Origin of the sequence: Rhizobium sp. CF142, assembly GCF_000281145.1 — a bacterium.
GTDB lineage: Bacteria > Pseudomonadota > Alphaproteobacteria > Rhizobiales > Rhizobiaceae > Rhizobium.
This window is the reverse complement of record NZ_AJWE01000101.1, coordinates 70249-89109: the sequence shown is the minus strand read 5'-3', so window position 1 is coordinate 89109 and position 18861 is coordinate 70249. Positions and strand designations below refer to the sequence as shown.

Here is an 18861-nt window from a genome sequence, read left to right as displayed (position 1 = left end):
CATACGCGTTGATCTTGAACGGACAGGCGAAAAATTCCGCGCCTCCGGGCTCAATCTCGTCGTCAGTGCGATCGTACATTGGAATACGGTCTATCTTGATCGCGCGGTTACACAGCTGAAACGAGCGGGCCGAGACATTCCAGATACTCTGTTGAAGCACATCTCGCCACTAAGTTGGGAACATATCAACCTGACCGGCATCTACACCTGGGATGCGGAACATCAGATGCACAACGGACTTCGGTCGCTCCGCCTTCCAGCTGGGCTGCGGCGCGCCGACTAAGTTCCCGCTCCGTTCCCCCTTAGGGTACGATTTCGCACTCCTCTTCTGTGGTTGATCCGTTCAAGAACAGCATTGACGTACCTGTCTGATTGTGGTTGATTGTTGACAATCGATTATCTTGGAAGGGAATTGTCGTGAGCGAGCGATCTCCGCAGAGTTTTATCCGCATCCCCAAAGCGACCTTTCGCGCCCACATTGTTGATGGACTTCGCGGTGCTATTTTGAACGGCGAAATTGCGCCTGGCGCTCAAGTCACCGAATCGAGCCTTGCCGAACAGTTCGGCGTGAGCCGAGGCCCACTTAGAGAGGCAATGCGGCAGCTGATCGATGAGGGCCTCTTAGTTACGGTCCCCTACACTGGCACGCACGTTGTAGAACTTTCGGTCGAAGACATTCGCGAAATCTATTCGATGCGTGTTAATCTCGAGATATTTGCTTTCGAGCTCGTCTGGCAGCGACGCGATCAATCTTTTCGCGACGGCCTTCATAACCGCCACGCTGCGCTAACCCGCTGCATAGATGCGGAGGATGATGTGGCTAGCATAGATGCTGAGCTGCAGCTTCACGGCTTCGTCTACGAGGCTTCCGGGCACAAGATTCTTCTGAAGACGTGGGAGAGTATTAGAGGGCGCCTTCAGCTCTATTGGGCCGCGCATCACAGAGCGCATGGTATCCGCGGCCCCCGTCGCGAGGGGCACGACAGCTATGTTGCAAATGCGCTCGGTGACAACTTCGAAGCGATGCGTGCCGAAATCAAAAATCATATGGCGCGTGGCGGCCAGCAAACCGAAGAATTTCTACTCGGATTGGCACCGGCAGCTCCGGAACAACCACATCTTCGTGTTGGAGTTTCAAAATGACAGCGACCGGTCATCCTCGTCTTTACGTTCTTATGATCGGGTGCGGTAACATGGGAGCAGCGATTGCGAGCGGTGCCGTTGCGCACATCCCGCTAATCGACATCACAGCTGTCGATCCCGATGTCGATAGAGCTCGGCAACTTCTTTCCCAGCAAGCTTCGATCAACGTGGTGGAGAATTTCGAGAGCCTGAACGATCGGCATTTCGACGTCTGCATCGTGTCTGTCAAACCCCAACACGTCGAGGCTGCGCTTCAAGCGGTACGGACAAATCTTCCCAATGCTCTGGTGATCTCGATTGCCGCAGGAATTCCGCTTGCGAGGTTGCAGGCAGCCGTTCCCGGCCAGCGTCGTCTTGTTCGTGTAATGCCCAATCTTCCAGCTTTGGCTGCTTCTGCCATGAGCGTCGGCTTTGCCAATGGAGATGATGTTTCCGAAAGGGATCGAGAAATCGTGGAAGAATTGTTCGGAGCGATCGGACAATTCTGCTGGTTGGCCACGGAAAGTGAAATCGATCTCGCAACCGGCGTGACGGGAAGCGGCCCCGGATATGTATTTGCGTTTACGGAGCATCTTCAGAATGCAGCCGAAAGAATGGGTTTTTCCAAAGAATTGGCAGCAAAATTTGCTCGTCAGACCGTCATTGGTGCAGCACGACTCCTGGAACAGGATCCCCGGACAGCACACGATTTGAAGGTAGCAGTTACTAGTCCTGGTGGCACGACAGCAGCGGGCCTTGCCGTCCTTCAAGCCCCCTCCGCACTCCCTTCGCTTCTGATCGACACGACAATGGCTGCGGCAAATAGAGCCGACGAACTCGCCAAGGTCCAACAATAAGAGCCGCAAAGGCCGTTAATCTGGTTACAAGCCTCAGAGGATTTAATAATGAACACGACACGTAGAGCTTTTGTCGCCGTTTCCGCGGCGGTACTTGCCAGCATCGCCATGCCAGCTTTCGCCCAAGTTGCCTCCACTCTCGACCGTATCAAGCAGGATAAACAACTTCGGATCGGCGTAACATCAGCTGAGCCTTGGTTCTTCAAAGACCCGATGACAGAAAAGTGGACTGGCGTCGGTGTAGCAATGGGCGAAAAGCTTGCCGCCAACCTTGGTGCAACTCTCGTTCCAGTCGAGACGACCTGGGCAAACGCGGTTGCCGCTCTCCAGGCAAACCAGATTGACCTGATGTTCGTCCTAGATCCTACGGAAGAGCGCAGGAAGGCGATTGATTTTCCCGAAGCTCCCCTCTTCTACTACGCTATGGGAGCCTTGGTCTCCGGCGACTCCCAAGCCAAGTCCTGGGAAGACATCGACAAGGCAGGAACCCGTATCGGCGTCACACTCGGCACCTCGCTCGACAAGAATATCACCGCGATGGTGAAGAACGCCGAAATAAACCGGTTTTCCAACAATGACGAGGCGATCGCTGCATTTGCCTCCAAGCGTGTCGACGTCGTTGTGCAGTTTCATCCGGCGCTCGTTGTACAGTATTCCCGCCTGAAACTCGGCAAGGTGATCCTCCCGACACTTGTCAATCCGGTGCCAACAAGTGCTGGTTTGCGGAAGGAAGCCAATCCGGCGTTCCGTGACTGGGTGAGTGAACAGTTTGCAAGCTTTTACAAGCAAGGTGTTCCGGACCAGATATTCGGCGCCTATCTCAAGTCAAAGAATATCGATCCCACTGGAATTCCCGGTCTAGTCAAAGAGGCCTGGAAGTAAATCCAACTCGCGGGAGGGCCTTTTAGCTGCCCTCCTGCGAATTTCACATTTCGGACGAAAAGGATGGTCGCCAGCGAAGCTTGCGCGATCACGGCTTCGCTTATCCAAGGATCTGCTTCTCATGAGCTATCAATGGGATTTTTCCGGCGTATGGTCCCGATGGGACATCTTGGCGGTCGGCCTCATTAACACCATCAAAATTGCGGGAATTTCGATCGTCCTCGGAGTTATCGTCGGACTGTTCCTCGCATTTCTCAAGCTCTCGCCAAGGAAGTATCTATCGGCACCAGCGACAGCTTTCATAGAATTCTATCGCAACACCCCACCAATCATCCATTTTTTCTGGTTTTACTACGCTCTTCCCGTCCTGGCGAACATCAGTCTTGATCCGTTCGTTGCAGCAGTGCTTGCGCTGTCGACGCAGTCGGGAGCCTTTTACGCAGAAGTTTTCCGCGGAGGAATCGTCTCCATCGAAAAAGGTCAGTGGGAAGGCGCACGCTCACTTGGCATGCGGCATTCCCAACTGATGCGGCGCATCATCCTGCCCCAAGCAATGACACGGATGTTTGCCCCTTTCGTGGAACGCTCTTTCGAATTGACGAAAACGACCGCACTCGCATCGACACTCGCCTACGCGGATCTTCTGTACCAGGCGATGATCGTAAACAGCGAGACGTTCCGCCCGCTCGAAGTCTACACGACGATCGCCCTTATGTACCTCATCCTTCTTGTTACATCCAGCACGCTTGCTCGCATCGCCGAAGCTCGCTTGACGGCCTATCTCTGAGGAGCCTGATATGGATTATCAGTTTGATTTCGGGCTTGTTGTCCAAAGCCTTCCTGTCCTGTTTCGGGGACTGCTCGTGACAATTCAGTTGTGGGTGCCGAGCATCGTCATTGGCCTTACTGCGGGTTTTTTCCTTTCGCTGGCAAGATTGTCCAAGGATCCAGCCTTGCGCGTGCCAAGCCTATTCTACATCGAGGTTTTCCGCGACACGCCCGTACTGATCCAGCTTATCTGGTTCTTCTACGCCTTCCCTATTATCATCGGAATCCAGCTCTCGCCGTTCACTGCTGCCCTGCTCGGGTTAGCGCTCAACACATCGGCCTATTCGGCGGAGATATTCAGGGGCGGTATCCAGTCGATTGCCCAAGGGCAATGGGAAGGTGCGCGCGCACTCGGCATGCGTCGCTCAAAAATTCTAAAGCGGATCATTCTTCCGCAGGTATTTAAACGGATGCTGCCGGCCTTCACCAATCGCGCCATCGAAGTCGCCAAGATGTCGTCCCTCGCGTCGGTTCTGTCCGTGCATGAGTTGATGTACCAGGGCCGGTTGCTCAGTTCGACCTATTATCGGCCCCTTGAGATCCTGACGACTGTCGCGGTCATCTATTTCATCCTCATCTATCCCGGTACGTGGCTGTCCGCCCGCATCGAGAAGCGCCTTGCGGCAAAAGCCTGATGCCGACCAAAGGAGAATTCAGCAATGAGTGAGCCTATTCTTCATGTCTCGAACCTGCAGAAATGGTTCGGTGACCTTCACGTTCTCAAAGGAATCGATTTTTCCGTCGAAACCGGTGAGCGTGTGGCGATCATCGGAGGGAGCGGTTCGGGCAAGAGCACCCTTCTTCGGTGCCTGAACTTCATGGAAATGCCGACCGGCGGCACCATTGCCCTTGATGGCAAGGAGATCGGCAAGCCCCATGGCAAGGATGGTGCGCGGCGCTACCCGGAATCCGAGCTGTGCGCTGTTCGCGAACGGGTCGGCATGGTCTTCCAGCAGTTCAATCTGTTCCCTCATATGACCGTTCTCGAAAATGCCATGGAAGGCCTTGTAACCGTCAAGGGAATGAAGCGTGAGGCTGCCCGCGACAGGGCGGCGAAAGAGTTGGAAAAGGTTGGGCTTGGCGGCAAATTCGATGCCTATCCAGGCCGCTTGTCAGGTGGCCAGCAACAGCGTGTCGCCATTGCACGATCGCTCGCCATGGAGCCGGAGGTACTCCTTTTCGACGAACCCACATCCTCGCTCGATCCGGAGCTGGTCGGCGAAGTTCTGCGGGTTATCCGGCAACTAGCCGATGAAGGGCGCACCATGCTGCTCGTCACTCACGAACTCGGCTTTGCCTACCACTTTGCGACAAAGGTTATCTTTCTGGCGGATGGTGTGTTTCACGAAGTCGGAACGCCCGATGAGGTTCTGAAGAACCCGAAGCAGGAGCGCACGCGCGCGTTCCTCAACCGTTTCACCGAGTTCGCCTTCTAAACTTGCGAACCCGAACAAATTCTAGAATGAGGAAGCTAATAAAATGAACGCAATCACTGCCAGCAATACGAGCTCGCAGGGCTATGTCGCGGACAATCGCAACGACGACGTGCTTATCTACGTCAACGGCGAGTTTTTCAAACGAGATGAGGCAAAGGTCTCCGTTTTCGACGCAGGATTTGTCCTCGGAGACGGCGTCTGGGAAGGAGTGCGTCTCGTCAACGGGAAAATCGTTGCGTTGGATGAACATCTTGAGCGCCTCTATGAAGGTGCCAAATCCATCCAACTTGACATTGGCATGGATCGCGAGGAACTGACGGCGGCTCTCAAGTTGACCTTTGAGAAAAACGCAATGACCGACGGTGCCCACGCCCGTCTGATGGTCACACGCGGCAAGAAGAAGACACCGAACCAGGATCCGCGTTTCGCGCTCGGCCAAGCGACGATTATAATCGTTGCGGAATTCAAGATTCCGAAGCCGGAATCGAAGACCAAGGGCCTTTCGCTGATGACGTCGACGATCCGCTGCAGCACGCCCGACGTCTTCGACCTGCGTCTGAACTCCCACAGCCGGCTGAACTTCATCCACGCCCTTATTCAGGCAATCAACCTCGGTGCTGACGAGGCGCTCATGCTTGATCCCTACGGCTTTGTTGCCAGCTGCAATTCCACAAACTTCTTCATTGTCCGAGGCGAAGAGCTTTGGACCTCGACCGGTCGCTTCAACTTCAACGGCATCACCCGCAAGAAGGTAATCAAGCTTTACGCCGATGCAGGCTACATCGTGCGCCAGCAGGATTTTACAATGGCTGAGGTCTACGGGGCTTCCGAAGCCTTTGTTACGGGGACTTTGGGCGGCATTACGCCAGTTACCCGTATCGATGGACGTGATGTTGGCAATGGGAAGCCCGGCCCGGTGACGCAGCGGATCGCCGATCTCTACGCCGCCTATATTTCTGGCTGAGATTGGGAGCTTCTTGAATGGTCGCGATCGACCCTTCGGGACGCGGCAGCACACCGCCTCGCGCACGAAAGCTGTTCCGGATACCCCATCGCCTACGAGCGTTTGTACGCGCTGATGAAACATGGCTCGTCGTTGTCGCCGGGTTTGTTGGAGTAACCGCGGGATGTTTCGTCGCTCTTATGGTGGCGACCGTTCAATGGCTCCATCATGTACTTTTCGCTATAGAAGGGCATGAGGTGAGCGGCGCTGCATTCATCGACCCGTGGCGGGCAGCATTGGTTCCCGCGGTCGGCGGGATTATCCTCGGGCTGATTGGCTGGCTCGCGACGCGAAATTCGCGCATCCCAATTATCGATCCGGTGGAAGCCAACGCGCTTCACGGCGGGCGCATTCCCATGAAGGGTAGTCTGCTTCTGGTCCTCCAAACTATGGTGTCGAACGGCTTCGGTGCTTCGATCGGCATGGAGGCCGGTTACACACAAATAGGATCCGCCTTCGCTTCCTGTTTGGGTCAACTTTTCCATGTCCGTCGAAGTGACCTTCGAACCTTGGTCGGATGTGGAGCCGCCGGCGCAATTGCGGCAGCTTTCGATGCGCCCTTAACTGGCGCTTTTTACGCATTCGAGCTGATTATATCGACATACTCGATCGCAACCCTGGCACCAGTGATCGTGGCATCTATCGCGGCTGTCGGAACGATGCGACTTCTGTTTCCACAGGAGTCTTTTCAGGTCGGTTTTGCAGGGACATTGACCGGATCAGACTATGCCCTGGTCTTCATGATGGCACTTGTCAGCGCCGTCGTAGCAATCGTGATGATGCGGACCGTAACCCTTGTTGAAGTGGTTTTCAGTAAAAGCCGTCTGCCCGTATGGATGCGACCCACAATCGGTGGTTTGTGCGTCGGTGGTCTCGCATTGATCACACCCACAGTTCTCTCGTCCGGTCATTCAGCACTCCACGTGGGCTTTGGAGCGTATTACACCGCGCCCGTGCTCGTAATGTTCATTGGCTTGAAGGTACTTGCTTCGGCAATTTCGATTGGGTCAGGATTCCGCGGCGGCTTGTTCTTCGCGTCTCTTTTTCTCGGGGCCATGCTGGGGAAGCTTGTAGCTCTTGGGTGGATGCTGGTCTTTGGCCTCAAAATTCCTGGCCTCGTAGTCGCGATCGTCGGCATGTGTGCAATGGCGACCGCTGTACTCGGAGCACCTTTGACAATGGCTTTTCTCGCGCTCGAGACAACGGGGAGCCTCCCTCTGACTATCGCGGTCCTCGCTGCTGCTGTCGTTTCATCGATCACCGTACGGCGCCTGTTTGGTTACTCGTTTGCGACCTGGAGATTTCATCTGCGAGGTGAATCTATTCGAAGCGCCGCCGACATTGGCTGGATACGAGACCTGAGCGTTGGCAAGATGATGCGCAAGGACGTTCGCACCGCACCAGAAGACGCAGAGTTGAGCCGGTTGAGACGAGACTTTCCTCTCGGTGCGGCACAGCGGGTCACCGTGGCTGACAACGAAGGGCGGTATGTGGGGATTATCTTGGTCCCCGAGATTCACCAAGATCTGTCCGAAGGGGCTACAGCGACGGACCTTGTTCGCTTCGCAGATATTGCATTGCTGCCAGGCATGAATGTACGGGAGGCTATGAAGGCATTCTCTACTGCCGAAGCGGACGCGCTCGCTGTAGTAAACAATTCGGCAGAGCGTAAAATTATCGGCCTTCTTACGGAACAACATGCTCTGCGCAGATATAATGAACAACTTGATCGACGCCAGAACGAGGGAAATCCATACACCTAACACATCGCCCAAAGCAACAATGGGCCGTTAGTTCACCCCATGCGTTGATGGGACGAACCCTCACCCTCAACTTTCGCCCATGCGGCATACGGTGTCATTTCGCTCCCTGCCGGACCCGCCCCCGGTTAGGCGCCTGGATGGGCCGCAAGTGATGCTTCTAAGCGTTTGTGCTTGAGCGGAAGGCACGCGGCACAGAGGGCAATCATAGTCGCGGCGGCCCGGGTTTTTTCGACAGCGTGAGCAGCCTGTACAGGCTGCCTGGAAAGGCTTTTGAGGTGTCGCACATCATAGACGACGCAGTTCACGGCTCACAACTCAAGCGCTTTTTCGAATTCCGACGCGTTTTTGCCAAAATGCCTTTTGTATTCACGGCTGAATTGCGAGACACTTTCGTAGCCGACCCTGCGCGCGGCATCTCCGATCTTCAGACCTTCGAAATTGATAAGATCTCTCGCCTTGTGCAACCGCAACTGTTTTACATACTGTAGCGGCGACTGGCCCGTCTTTGCACGGAACGCCCTATGAAAGACTGAGGTGCTCATACCGGCGATGCGCGCCATCTGCTCGACACTGATCGGGAAGGATATGTCGCGCCGCACCGCCCGGATCACCATATCCAGTCGTCCTTCGTCGCCATTTTGGCGTGCCAGAGCAGCAAGCGCCGCTTTTCTCGGGCCTCGCAATACATGAAAAAGCAATTCGCGCCTCAGCGACGGGCCAAGGATGCGACCGGCGACCGGGTCGTCGACTGCCGAGATCAGTCGCTGAACGACTGCTGAAATGCCTTCGTCAATTCGGTTCGGCACAATCAAGCGTGGGTTGAAATCGGGCAGGGCCGGCTCCAGGTCGGCAAGCTCGGACAACAGAACAGCCAGATCCTGCCGATCGATGCCGACAAAGAAACCGCACAATGGGTCGGCCGGACTTGCCTCGTGACCACATTCAAGAGCAAGAGGCAGCGTCAGGACGAGATAGCTTCCCGCCTCGTAGACGAAATGCTTTCCACCAGCCCTTCCATGTTTCTTTCCTCCCAAAAGCAGGACGATTCCTGCCTCGTATACGATTGGTACCGTGGGCGAAGAGCGAGTATTCCAGAACAGGTGGACATCGCGCACCGCTGTGGCGCGCAACCCAGCAGGAGCTATGGCCGCACATCGATCCTTTAACGAACCTATCTGCTTTTCCAAAAACATTTCAGAATCTCGTTTCAGCGTAATTCGCCCATGTGGCAGGAATAGGCAACAGTTCGGCTCAATCAAGCATTTTCCTCGGGATTGATGACATTTATGATCAACGCCATTCTATGTTCGAATTTGGGAGACATCAGATGGGGTCGGATTGGACCGGCAAGTTGTTTGGAGCAGGATGGAAACGTGTCCTTCTTGCATTCGTCCTCGGTGCCGCGATGCCGGTCGGCGAGTTCGCGAACGCGGCACCGACCACTGCGCCAGCGTTATCGGCAGCGAAACTGACCGAAATCACGGTGCCAGGGACCACACCGATGGCCGCTTCGGCTGTCGACCTCTCGAAGGCCGGTTATACCGAACGCGAATTCTACGCTGAAGGCACGGCCAATCGCTACCAAGGTGCTCTTCCGCGGTCGACCGAAACCGCTCGAATACTGGACGGCAACTGGCCGTATCGGACCCGCGTGCTCGTCAGGACGCCTGCAAGAAGCAGATTCAACGGAACGCTCGTCGTTGAATGGACCAATGTCACTGCAGGCCAGGATGTCGATTTTGCTTTCGCCGAAGCCCATGAATATCTTCTTCGCGAAGGATATGCGGTGGCGGTCGTGTCCGCTCAGAAGGTAGGCGTCGACCGGCTCAGGACATGGAGCCCTGCGCGATATGGCACGCTGACTGTCGACGTGGGTAATATGAATCCGACCGACGGCAGCAAGATTGACGATTGCCCCGGTGCCCCGGTGTGCCCCGGAGACGCGCTGTCTTGGGACATAATGACCCAGATTTCCAAAGCCCTGAAGGACAACGCAGGCGAAAGTCATCCGCTGCTGGATCTCGAGGTAGAGAAGGTCATCGCACTCGGTGAATCGCAATCGGCGATGCGTCTCACGGTCTATTATAATGCGATCCAACCGATCTACCGGTTTTTCGACGGCTTCGTGTTCTTCGACTTGGCTGGCCCACTTCGCCAGGACCTTGCTGTTCCGGCGATTAGCGTCAACTCCGAATCGACGGCGGAGATGTATGCGGCAACGAACTCATCCACCTATACCCGCACCTGGGCCGTTGCCGGTGCGACACATGCCTCCCTTTATGGCATCGAGTATGTCGACGCGTTGCTGCTCCGCGATAAGTCCATGCCAGGACCCAACGGGCCCTTGTCCTTCAGTCAGATGATCCGATCGCAGAATTGCGATTTCGCGCCCACGTTCAGCACCGTCGACCATGGTCTTGTTCTCAACACGGCACTGGACGCGGTGAACAAATGGGTCACGACAGGCAAAGCAGCTGCGCCAAGTCGTGTTTTTGAGCGAGACGGTGCCGTTGCACTTGCACGCGATGCCGATGGCCGCGTGAAAGGAGGCATTCGACTTGGACAATTTGTTGCACCAACCGCCTTCCTGTCACCCAACGGAAAGTCCGTCTTTTGTGCTCTGGCAGGGCATCATCGAGATTACACTGACGCTGAGCTCAAGGAGCGTTACGGCAGCCATCAGGGTTATGTCACGCTCGTTCGCGACGCGATGGGAGTAGCTGCAAGGGACGGATACATCCTTCCTTTCGATCGGGACGAGGCGATCCGTGCGGCGGAAGACTCCGAGGTGGCTCGCTGAGGAATGCAATCCTGACATCCTGCAGGGGCTTGCTTGCCCTCTCGGGATTTCTTCGGCATCAAAAATCGCCGTGCACTCTGACTGAGCCCGAAGCCAGGGTGGACGGGCGGGACTGCCGCGCCATACCGGTCGATACCGCAAAGGCGCAGGTCGATGATCACACGCGCCCAAGCGGATTGATCATCGGCGCAGAATGCACGTGTTCAATCCTCTTCGATCGGCGGGAAAAACGGGCGCTCCGCAAAAGGCATCTTTGACATCGGGAAGCTCCAAAGCATCTTACGTCCAGCAGTTTAGGTTGCAGTCAATCATCCCCTCTTTGGCGTGGTGAACCGACATTCGTGAGCGAAGGTGTTGAGGAGAACTGCCGAAACGGACATAGGCGGGAATTGCCCCGCGCGAAGAGCCGCCGCATCATTGGATCCGGACCTTCGGTCCGGTACTTTTCCTCACGACGATCTCCAGGTCGATCTGCTGAGTCAGCGGGGCCGTCTCGGCCCCATTTTGTTCGATCAGATAGAGCAGCCGCTCAACCGCGAGACCGGCAAGTTCCCTTGGATCGCAGCCTACTGTTGTGAGGGGTGTAGCAGCGTAGGCAGAAAATTCGACATTATCGAAACCGATCACAGACAAATCATCGGGTACGGAAAGGTCGCTGCTTCGGCACCAATCCAGCACACCGAACGCAAACGCATCATTGGAAGCGAAGACGGCAGTAGGCGGTGCCTCGGCTGCCATAAGTTCGACCATGGCCTCTCGGCCGAGATTTGGCGAATAACCGGATTTCTTTACAATCAGTGTGTCGTCGCGTTCAATGCCGGCCTCGGCCAATGCGTCGAGGTAGCCCTGAAGCTTTTGGGCGTTCCCCATCCAATGACCGCTATCAATGATGCCAATCCTCGTATGGCCCAGTTGGATCAAATGTCGTGTGGCATCGCGGGCGCCGTCTCGCTCCTTTATGCTGACAACGTCAAGCGTCGCGCCGGGCGCAGATGCAAGCAACACCGTCGGAAGATGGAAGTTCTTCAAGCGTTCTATGTGGGCTAATTGAAGATGGTCCGCCGGAAAGATCAGTATGCCGTCGACGCGCCGTCCCTGAAACGCGTCAAGGGCGGTAATCTCGTTCTCGACCTTGTTGTCGGACGTTGCAAAGAGGGTCGAGTATCCTCTTTGTGAGAGCATCGTTTCGATTGCCTGGGCAGTGTGCGTAAGAATTGGATTGGTGATGTTCGTCAGCACAAGCCCGATGCTGCGCGACTGGCGCTGGACGAGCGATTTGGCAATCTCGTTCGGCCGGTAGCTGACCTTCGCCGCTGCCTCTTCGATCAGCTGCCGCGTCTCGTCCGTCACCAGCGAACTGCCGCGCAAAGCAAGAGACACCGTATTGGTCGAAAACCCGGTTAAAAGCGCGATATCCTTGAGACGGGGGCGGTTCATCAGCACACTCTTGGCATTGTCGATTGATGTGTTGGGTAATGCCCTCTGCGTGAGCGTCGGGCAGACGCTCGGCACCAGATGCCATTCATAATCTTTATAAGTCGCTTGACACCGAAATTCAAAGTAAATAATAACGTTAATATTCGGATATTAACGATAATAATTTCGCATCGAGAGGACCGCGCTGTCGGGGCAGGGATGCCAGTGTGACGGTCAAGCCTGGAGAAGTTCGCCATCCATTCGAGTCTGGGAGGAGCCAGCTATGAATCGTATTCTGACGCGCACTGCGTTCGTCGCTGCAATGACAACGTCATTCACCATTACAAATCTAGCAGCGGAGGAGCTGCCGGCCGACGTTGTGCATGCCTGGGTCACCGCAGGCGAAAAACCTCAGGTGGATGTGCTCTCTTCGGCTTTCGCTGCGGAAGGTGGGAAGTGGCAAAGTGTGGCCATTGCTGGCTCTACCGGCCCGGTTAAAACGACAATCAACCGCATTCTCGCAGGTGACCCTCCAAGTGCTGCTCAGTTTTCGACGTCTCAGGATCATTTTGACTTGGTCGACAAGGGCATGCTCGCCGCCATTGATGACGTCTCCGAGGCGAACCACTGGCGCGACGTGATGCCCCAGCCCATCCTGGATGCGATGGCGCGGGACGGGCACACTTATCTCGTTCCCGTTGCAGTCCATACGCCCAATTTCCTCTGGTATAACAAGAAGGTCCTCACCGACGCTGGCGCGACAGTCCCCACAACGATGGGTGATGATTTCTTCGCGGCAATGGACAAGGTGAAGGCGTCTGGAAAGATCCCGTTCGCGCTGTCTGGAACGACTTCGCAATTGCGCTTCCTGTTCGACGCATTCCTGATTGATGCCATTGGGCCGGAACAGTGGAATGCTCTATGGCAGAAGAAAGATGAGGCGATCATCCGCGGAGATGGCGTCAAGACCGCTTTCGAGCGCTTCAAGCGGGTCAGGGATTATGCGGATGCCGGGTATTCTGGCCGCACGTGGAACCCGACGCTCGACCTTCTGATGTCGGGACAGGCGGCTTTCGACGTGCTCGGAGACTGGGCGATTGGAACGTTCAACGCCGCCGGCCTGAAACTCGACGCGGATTATGGATGCGTCCTGGCCGGCAACGCGATGATTATCCACGCCGATTATTTCGCCTTCCCGAAGCAGACAGATCCGAAGAAAACTGCCGGGCAGAAACTGTTGGCGAAGGTGCTTGTCGAGGCAGATACGCAACAGAAGTTTTCCATAATCAAGGGGTCAATCCCCCCACGCAAGGATGTCGACATCTCGAGGTTCAACACTTGCGCGAAGGCTTCGTACGCAGCGTTCAACGATCCAAAACGGGTGGTCGGCAACGACAGAACCTTCCTCACTCCGCCTGCCGTTGGCGACGTGATGGATTTGCTTATCGAGTTCATGGACACGTCTGAAATGAAGGCATCCGACGCGCAAGCCCGCTTCGCCGACATCGTTCTCAACGATTAACGGCAAGACGACAGCCGCCTGATCTATCCATTGTTCACGTTCTCAGGAGGAGCCGCGTGTCCCGTAGTCTTGCACCTAAACTGACGATGGCACCGGTGATTGCACTGGTTCTGATCGTATTTGTCGGAGGTTTGCTTTGGACCGTCGCGGTTTCCTTCACCGCATCCAAAAGCGTTCCCGACTGGGAATTTGTCGGGATCGCCAATTGGCTCAAGTTGTTTGCCAATTCTCGTTGGCTGATCTCCTATCAGAACATGCTGGTCTTCGGTCTCGGCTACATTGCCGGGTGCCTGTTGCTTGGCTACATCCTTGCTATCCTGATCGATCAGCGCGTCCGTTTCGAGTCGCTGTTTCGGACCGTGTTCCTGTTCCCGCATGCCTTGTCGTTCATTGTCACGGGCTCCGTATGGCAATGGTATCTCAACCCGCAACTGGGGCTTCAAAAGTTCGTCCAGGATCTCGGCTGGGCCGGATTTGAGTTTAGTATCATCGCCAGCCGCTCTTTTGCGCTTTACGCTGTGATCCTCGCCGCTATCTGGCACGGAACTGGCATTGTGATGGTTCTTCTTCTGGCCGGACTGCGTGGCGTGGATGATGACATCTGGAAAGCGACGCGCGTCGATGGGATACCCCGTTGGCGGAGCTACCTCAGTGTCGTTCTTCCCATGCTTGGTCCTTCGGTCGCCACCAGCGTTGTGCTTCTCGGAGCAGGCGTCGTGAAGAACTACGACTTGGTGATTGCCATGACCGGCGGGGGCCCGGGAACCGCCACCGAAGTGCCGGCAAAGTTCGTCATGGAAAACCTCTTCGAGCGTTCAAATATTGCGCTCGCGGCCTCTGGGGCAACGATGATGCTGATCACGGTCGTCTGCATCGCGGCTCCGTATCTCTACTGGCAGTCGTGGCAACGCCGGCGCGTTAGGGGATTGGCATGATCATCACTCTGTCTTCGGCGGCGACCACGGCAAGAAAGCCTGCCTTTCCCATTCACCGCATCGGCATATACGCCTTCCTTCTGATTTCAGCGCTTTTCTTCCTGGTTCCGATCTACTTGATGGTCGCAACCTCGCTTAAGGGAATGCCGGAAATCCGGGCAGGCAACGGCTTGTCGTGGCCTATTGCACCTTCCTTCGGCGCTTGGGTGGCAGCCTGGTCGACTGCCTGTACCGGCTCCGTTTGCGAGGGAATCAGCGCCGGCTTCTGGAACTCGGTCAAGATTACCATTCCGGCGGTTATCCTGTCGTGTTCTGTCGGTGCAATCACAGGCTATACGCTGAGCTTCTGGCGATTTCCGGGAATGAACCTGATTTTCGGCATCCTCGTCGTTGCTATCTTCATCCCGTATCAGGTTTTCATCTTCCCGATGGTCAGCATATTTGCCAGCCTCGGGCTCTACGGCAACATGGTTGGCGTCATATTCATCCATGTGATCTTTGGCATGCCGATCACCACACTAATGTTCCGCAACTACTATGCGAGCCTGCCGCTGGAGCTGATAAAGGCCGCGCGTGTCGATGGTGCGGGCTATTTTCGAATTTTCTTCCAGATCATTCTGCCGCTCTCGCCACCCATCATCGTCGTGGCAGTCATCTGGCAGGCGACGGGTGTCTGGAACGATTACCTCTTCGGACTGGTCTTTGCAGGCATGGAAAATCAGCCCATGACCGTTCAGCTCAACAACATCCTCCAGTCGCAAATGGGTGCCCGGGAGTACAATATGGAGATGGCGGCGACGCTGCTCACCGCACTGGTGCCTCTCTCCATCTACCTGCTTTCTGGAAAATGGTTTGTCCGCGGCATCGTTGGCGGCGCAATCAAAGGCTAATTCATGAACAGTGTAGCGATATCAGACAGTCAGGCGGCAGGCGTCGAAATCCGTAATCTCACCGTAGCGTTCGGCAGCCTTAACGTCATTGAGAGGCTCAACTTACGGATCGCCGGCGGCGAGTTCATTGTCCTGCTTGGGCCGTCCGGATGCGGCAAATCGACCTTGCTGAACACGATTGCTGGCTTACAGCACGCAATGCGCGGCGACGTCATCATGAAAGGCCGAAATGTCACCGCTTTGGAGCCCAAAGATCGCGGCATTGCCATGGTGTTTCAGTCCTACGCTCTCTATCCAACCATGACGGTGGAGAAGAACTTGTCGTTTGGGCTGCGCGTTGCTCGTATGCCGCGGGAAGAAATAACGCGCCGCGTCAGCAGAGCGGCGGAAATCCTTGAATTGACGCCTCTTCTCAAGCGCAAGCCAAGCGCACTTTCGGGTGGCCAGCGCCAGCGCGTCGCTATCGGCCGGGCATTGGTCCGCGAAGTCGATATTTTTCTGTTCGATGAACCGCTTTCTAATCTCGATGCCCAGTTGCGTGCGGAGTTACGGGTCGAGATCAAGAGACTGCATCAAAGTCTCGGCAACACGATGATTTACGTGACGCATGATCAGGTTGAAGCTCTGACGCTTGCGGATCGCATCGCGGTGATGAAGGGGGGCGTCATTCAGCAGCTCGCCTCGCCGGAAGTCATTTACAACGAACCTGCCAACATGTTCGTGGCCAGGTTCATCGGTTCGCCATCGATGAACTTTCTGGCTGGAACGGTGGCGGACGGTATCCTTAAGACCCAAGCAGCCGACATTTTACTGCCGCAGGGGTCGCACCTGCGAGGCAACATTACCCTCGGCATTCGGCCGGAGAACATTAGCGTCAGCGAGGACGCCCGACCGAAAGAGGTGACCTGGAGTGGCACCGTTGAACTGCGTGAACCGCTCGGTGGTGAAGCACTCCTGTGGTGCTTCTTCGGACAGCAGAGAGTGTGCATCCGGGTAAGAGCAAACCTGCCGATCAGGGCGGGTGACAATATTCTCGCTGGGTTCAATCTCGCTGATGCATCTTTCTTCGACACCTCGACGGGCGACAGGATTTGACGGTCGCCACGTCTTATTCAAAGCAAGGAGAACAATATGATCAAAGGGTTAACTGGTATCGGCCATGCCGCCATTCGCGTCAAGGACATCGATGTTTCACTCGACTTCTATTGCAATAAGCTCGGGTTCAAGGAGATGTTGCGACTTCACCGCGATAACGGCGATCTGTGGCTGGTCTATCTGCGGGTCAATGATCTGCAATATCTCGAAGTTTTTCCCTATGCCGTAGGCGACGCTGCACCGCCACGCGAAGCGATCGGTCTTAACCACATCTGCATCACCGTGGACAATGTCGACGAGGTCGTGCGCCAGCTCGCGGAACAGAATATTCCGCTCATCCAGCCATTGGTGGGCGGGGCTGACGGAAACCGGCAGGCCTGGATCGCCGATCCGGATGGAAACAGATACGAGCTGATGCAGATGAACCCCGACTGCATGCAGTATGAGGCGATCAAGCGTCTCGCCCAGGCAAACGCCGCTTGATTTCATCCCCTTGCAATTCAAAGGTTAAATCATCATGACAAATCCTGTTTCCGTTCAGCTCTACTCCCTGAGAGATCTTGGAAGTCTCGATACCATCCTCGATGCGGTCGTGGCCGCTGGCTATCAAGCCGTGGAACTGACACAAAGCCATGTTGAGGACGCCGAGGCTACGAAATCAAAGCTTGATGCCCGCGGCCTGAAAGCTTCAGGAGCTCATATTGGCCTTGGCGCCCTTCGCCAGAAGCAGGCGTGGATCCTTGAGGGATCGAAGCTGCTTGGCCTCCATCACGTCTTCATGCCCGCTCATCCCGTCGATGAGCGAACGGGAACCGTCAGCGACTGGATGTCGCGAGGACGCGAGCTGGGGCTTTTGGCGCGATGGATGCGCAGCCAAGGTGTCAGGCTCGGATATCATAACCATAACTGGGAGTTCAGCCCGCTCGCGGACGGCTCCTTGCCGATCACACACATCTTCGACAATGCGGGCGAGTCCCTTTTCCTGGAACTTGACATTGCGTGGGTCGTAAGAGCTGGCGCAAGCCCATCGACATGGTTGAAACGCTATTCTGACCGTCTTCTTGCCGTGCATGTTAAAGACGTGGTTCCTGAGGGACAGAAAGCGGATGAAGGCGGATGGGCGGATGTCGGATCCGGTATCATCGACTGGAAGCGGTTTAAGGGGGAGGCGCTGAAGGCAGGTGCACAATGGCTTGTTGTCGAGCATGACAAGCCGAAAGATCCCGCCGCGTCGATCAAAGCAAGTCTCGGTTATCTCAAGACCCTTGAAGCCGCCTGATGATGTTAAGCGACGAGCAGCGCGCGGCACCTCAAGGTGACGCGCCCTATCGATAGTTCGCCAGTCGGACACGCCTGAAATCTATGAAAGTTGAAACCATGCAGCTTCTCAACGGTATTCCGCAAGTTGGATATGGCACGTGGGCCCGGACCGGCGACGAGGGCGTCAAGACCATCTCTGCAGCCCTGGAAATCGGCTATAGGCATCTCGACACCGCCCAGACGTACGGCACGGAGGAATCGGTCGGTCGCGCTGTCTCACGATCCGGCCTTGCGCGCCCTGACGTCTTTATTACGACCAAGGTGGCAGAAGACAATCTAGGCCGTGATACTTTCCTTCCGAGCGTGCGCGAAAGTCTGGACAAGTTGCGAGTCGACGCTGTCGACCTCTTGCTCATTCATTGGCCGTCTACTGGTGACGCGGTTCCTTTCGACCATTATGTGGAAGCACTGGGCGAGGCCAAGTCAATTGGATACACACGGCTGATCGGGGTCTCGAATTTTACGAAAGCGATGGTTGACCGCGCTCAGGAAATCCTTGGCAAGGGTGAACTCGCCACCAACCAGGTCGAAGTACACCCTTTTCTCCAAAACCGGGATCTTCGCAAACACTGCGAAGCTGCAGGAATCGTGGTCACCGCCTATATGCCGCTCGCAAAAGGGAAGGTTGGGGACGACCCGACGATTGTGGAGATTGCCGCTCGCATTGGATGCGAGCCTGCCCAAGTTTCGCTGGCATTCCTGCTTGGTGAGGGGCTCGTTGTCATTCCGGCGTCCGGAAACAGAGAAAGGATGAGAGCAAACTTCCTGACGACGGAAATCAGCTTGTCGGCCGATGATATCGCTGCGATCCGGGCCTGCGAACGCGGGGGACGAATGATCAAGCCAGCCGCCACTTTCTGGGATCGGTGATGTAATTTGACGTTCCATGGCGACTGATCAGCGGCATGTCGACAACTATGGATGGGTGCGTCATGCCCGATAGTGGATGTTTCGCCAGCTTCACTGCGGTGTGAGACCGAGCTGCGAGGTCG

Annotated in this window: 19 protein-coding genes; 17 read left to right on the top strand and 2 right to left on the bottom strand. The window is 55.8% G+C overall.

The genetic code is table 11. The annotated features are described in order from the left end of the window. The 9 genes from PMI11_RS23155 to PMI11_RS23115 all read left to right on the top strand — a co-directional run. The coding region (locus PMI11_RS23155) for a Tn3 family transposase (RefSeq protein ID WP_037071945.1) at positions 1–283 on the top strand (283 nt) is incomplete at its 5' end. A 134-nt stretch (positions 284–417) separates the two neighbouring features. Then, positions 418–1143 carry a GntR family transcriptional regulator gene (locus PMI11_RS23150; protein ID WP_007821919.1) on the top strand — a complete coding sequence of 242 codons (726 nt, stop codon included), beginning with the start codon at positions 418–420 and terminating at the stop codon, positions 1141–1143. After that, positions 1140–1979 (top strand): pyrroline-5-carboxylate reductase, encoded by an 840-nt coding sequence (proC, locus tag PMI11_RS23145; protein ID WP_007821917.1) that lies wholly within the window; start codon positions 1140–1142, stop codon positions 1977–1979. The genes PMI11_RS23150 and proC overlap by 4 nt, the downstream gene beginning before the upstream one ends. 48 nt (positions 1980–2027) lie before the next feature. Continuing rightward, positions 2028–2861, top strand: a complete 834-nt coding sequence (locus PMI11_RS23140; RefSeq protein WP_007821913.1) for a transporter substrate-binding domain-containing protein — start codon at positions 2028–2030, stop codon at positions 2859–2861. Between the two features lie 121 nt (positions 2862–2982). Beyond that, positions 2983–3648: an amino acid ABC transporter permease gene (locus PMI11_RS23135; RefSeq protein ID WP_007821911.1), complete on the top strand. Its 666-nt coding sequence runs from the start codon at positions 2983–2985 to the stop codon at positions 3646–3648. A 10-nt stretch (positions 3649–3658) separates the two neighbouring features. Next, on the top strand, positions 3659–4324 hold the full coding sequence (locus PMI11_RS23130) for an amino acid ABC transporter permease (protein ID WP_007821909.1): 666 nt from the start codon (positions 3659–3661) through the stop codon (positions 4322–4324). 24 nt (positions 4325–4348) lie between these two features. Beyond that, positions 4349–5125: an amino acid ABC transporter ATP-binding protein gene (locus tag PMI11_RS23125; RefSeq protein WP_007821907.1), complete on the top strand. Its 777-nt coding sequence runs from the start codon at positions 4349–4351 to the stop codon at positions 5123–5125. 43 nt (positions 5126–5168) lie between these two features. Further along, positions 5169–6089, top strand: a complete 921-nt coding sequence (locus tag PMI11_RS23120; RefSeq protein ID WP_007821902.1) for an aminotransferase class IV — start codon at positions 5169–5171, stop codon at positions 6087–6089. Positions 6090–6106: 17 nt separating this feature from the next. Then, positions 6107–7891: a chloride channel protein gene (locus tag PMI11_RS23115; protein ID WP_007821900.1), complete on the top strand. Its 1785-nt coding sequence runs from the start codon at positions 6107–6109 to the stop codon at positions 7889–7891. 308 nt (positions 7892–8199) lie between these two features. Here PMI11_RS23115 and PMI11_RS23110 read toward each other — a convergent pair whose 3' ends face one another. Then, a complete protein-coding gene (locus PMI11_RS23110) occupies positions 8200–9084 on the bottom strand; it encodes an AraC family transcriptional regulator (RefSeq protein WP_007821898.1) in 885 nt (294 codons plus the stop codon). A gap of 134 nt (positions 9085–9218) precedes the next feature. On the opposite strand from PMI11_RS23110, the gene PMI11_RS23105 reads away from it, so the two are divergent. Further along, positions 9219–10691 carry an alpha/beta hydrolase domain-containing protein gene (locus tag PMI11_RS23105; protein ID WP_007821896.1) on the top strand — a complete coding sequence of 491 codons (1473 nt, stop codon included), beginning with the start codon at positions 9219–9221 and terminating at the stop codon, positions 10689–10691. A gap of 414 nt (positions 10692–11105) precedes the next feature. On the opposite strand, the gene PMI11_RS23100 is transcribed toward PMI11_RS23105, so the two are convergent. Next, positions 11106–12128, bottom strand: coding sequence for a LacI family DNA-binding transcriptional regulator (locus PMI11_RS23100; RefSeq protein ID WP_007821894.1), 1023 nt, complete (start codon positions 12126–12128; stop codon positions 11106–11108). A 262-nt stretch (positions 12129–12390) separates the two neighbouring features. Between PMI11_RS23100 and PMI11_RS23095 the strand changes: the two genes are divergently transcribed. The 7 genes from PMI11_RS23095 (at position 12391) to PMI11_RS23065 (ending at position 18739) form a co-directional block, all read left to right on the top strand. After that, a complete protein-coding gene (locus PMI11_RS23095) occupies positions 12391–13629 on the top strand; it encodes an ABC transporter substrate-binding protein (RefSeq protein ID WP_007821893.1) in 1239 nt (412 codons plus the stop codon). A 56-nt stretch (positions 13630–13685) separates the two neighbouring features. Further along, positions 13686–14564, top strand: a complete 879-nt coding sequence (locus PMI11_RS23090; protein ID WP_007821890.1) for a carbohydrate ABC transporter permease — start codon at positions 13686–13688, stop codon at positions 14562–14564. Beyond that, the gene (locus PMI11_RS23085) at positions 14561–15454 is read left to right on the top strand and encodes a carbohydrate ABC transporter permease (RefSeq protein ID WP_007821889.1); all 894 of its coding nucleotides are present in this window, start codon (positions 14561–14563) and stop codon (positions 15452–15454) included. The genes PMI11_RS23090 and PMI11_RS23085 overlap by 4 nt, the downstream gene beginning before the upstream one ends. A 3-nt stretch (positions 15455–15457) precedes the next feature. Continuing rightward, the gene (locus PMI11_RS23080; protein WP_007821884.1) at positions 15458–16549 is read left to right on the top strand and encodes an ABC transporter ATP-binding protein; all 1092 of its coding nucleotides are present in this window, start codon (positions 15458–15460) and stop codon (positions 16547–16549) included. Between the two features lie 36 nt (positions 16550–16585). Then, positions 16586–17032: a VOC family protein gene (locus PMI11_RS23075; RefSeq protein ID WP_007821874.1), complete on the top strand. Its 447-nt coding sequence runs from the start codon at positions 16586–16588 to the stop codon at positions 17030–17032. Between the two features lie 34 nt (positions 17033–17066). Further along, a complete protein-coding gene (locus PMI11_RS23070) occupies positions 17067–17828 on the top strand; it encodes a sugar phosphate isomerase/epimerase family protein (RefSeq protein ID WP_007821872.1) in 762 nt (253 codons plus the stop codon). A gap of 83 nt (positions 17829–17911) precedes the next feature. Further along, positions 17912–18739, top strand: coding sequence for an aldo/keto reductase (locus PMI11_RS23065; RefSeq protein WP_007821871.1), 828 nt, complete (start codon positions 17912–17914; stop codon positions 18737–18739). Positions 18740–18861 lie beyond the last annotated feature (122 nt).

Bases quoted from the DNA above. Each gene is read 5' to 3' on its own strand.
- proC (WP_007821917.1), top strand. From the start codon at position 1,140: ATGACAGCGACCGGTCATCCTCGTCTTTACGTTCTTATGATCGGGTGC.
- PMI11_RS23140 (WP_007821913.1), top strand. From the start codon at position 2,028: ATGAACACGACACGTAGAGCTTTTGTCGCCGTTTCCGCGGCGGTACTT.
- PMI11_RS23135 (WP_007821911.1), top strand. From the start codon at position 2,983: ATGAGCTATCAATGGGATTTTTCCGGCGTATGGTCCCGATGGGACATC.
- PMI11_RS23130 (WP_007821909.1), top strand. From the start codon at position 3,659: ATGGATTATCAGTTTGATTTCGGGCTTGTTGTCCAAAGCCTTCCTGTC.
- PMI11_RS23125 (WP_007821907.1), top strand. From the start codon at position 4,349: ATGAGTGAGCCTATTCTTCATGTCTCGAACCTGCAGAAATGGTTCGGT.
- PMI11_RS23120 (WP_007821902.1), top strand. From the start codon at position 5,169: ATGAACGCAATCACTGCCAGCAATACGAGCTCGCAGGGCTATGTCGCG.
- PMI11_RS23115 (WP_007821900.1), top strand. From the start codon at position 6,107: ATGGTCGCGATCGACCCTTCGGGACGCGGCAGCACACCGCCTCGCGCA.
- PMI11_RS23110 (WP_007821898.1), bottom strand. From the start codon at position 9,084: ATGTTTTTGGAAAAGCAGATAGGTTCGTTAAAGGATCGATGTGCGGCC.
- PMI11_RS23105 (WP_007821896.1), top strand. From the start codon at position 9,219: ATGGGGTCGGATTGGACCGGCAAGTTGTTTGGAGCAGGATGGAAACGT.
- PMI11_RS23100 (WP_007821894.1), bottom strand. From the start codon at position 12,128: ATGAACCGCCCCCGTCTCAAGGATATCGCGCTTTTAACCGGGTTTTCG.
- PMI11_RS23095 (WP_007821893.1), top strand. From the start codon at position 12,391: ATGAATCGTATTCTGACGCGCACTGCGTTCGTCGCTGCAATGACAACG.
- PMI11_RS23085 (WP_007821889.1), top strand. From the start codon at position 14,561: ATGATCATCACTCTGTCTTCGGCGGCGACCACGGCAAGAAAGCCTGCC.
- PMI11_RS23080 (WP_007821884.1), top strand. From the start codon at position 15,458: ATGAACAGTGTAGCGATATCAGACAGTCAGGCGGCAGGCGTCGAAATC.
- PMI11_RS23075 (WP_007821874.1), top strand. From the start codon at position 16,586: ATGATCAAAGGGTTAACTGGTATCGGCCATGCCGCCATTCGCGTCAAG.
- PMI11_RS23070 (WP_007821872.1), top strand. From the start codon at position 17,067: ATGACAAATCCTGTTTCCGTTCAGCTCTACTCCCTGAGAGATCTTGGA.
- PMI11_RS23065 (WP_007821871.1), top strand. From the start codon at position 17,912: ATGAAAGTTGAAACCATGCAGCTTCTCAACGGTATTCCGCAAGTTGGA.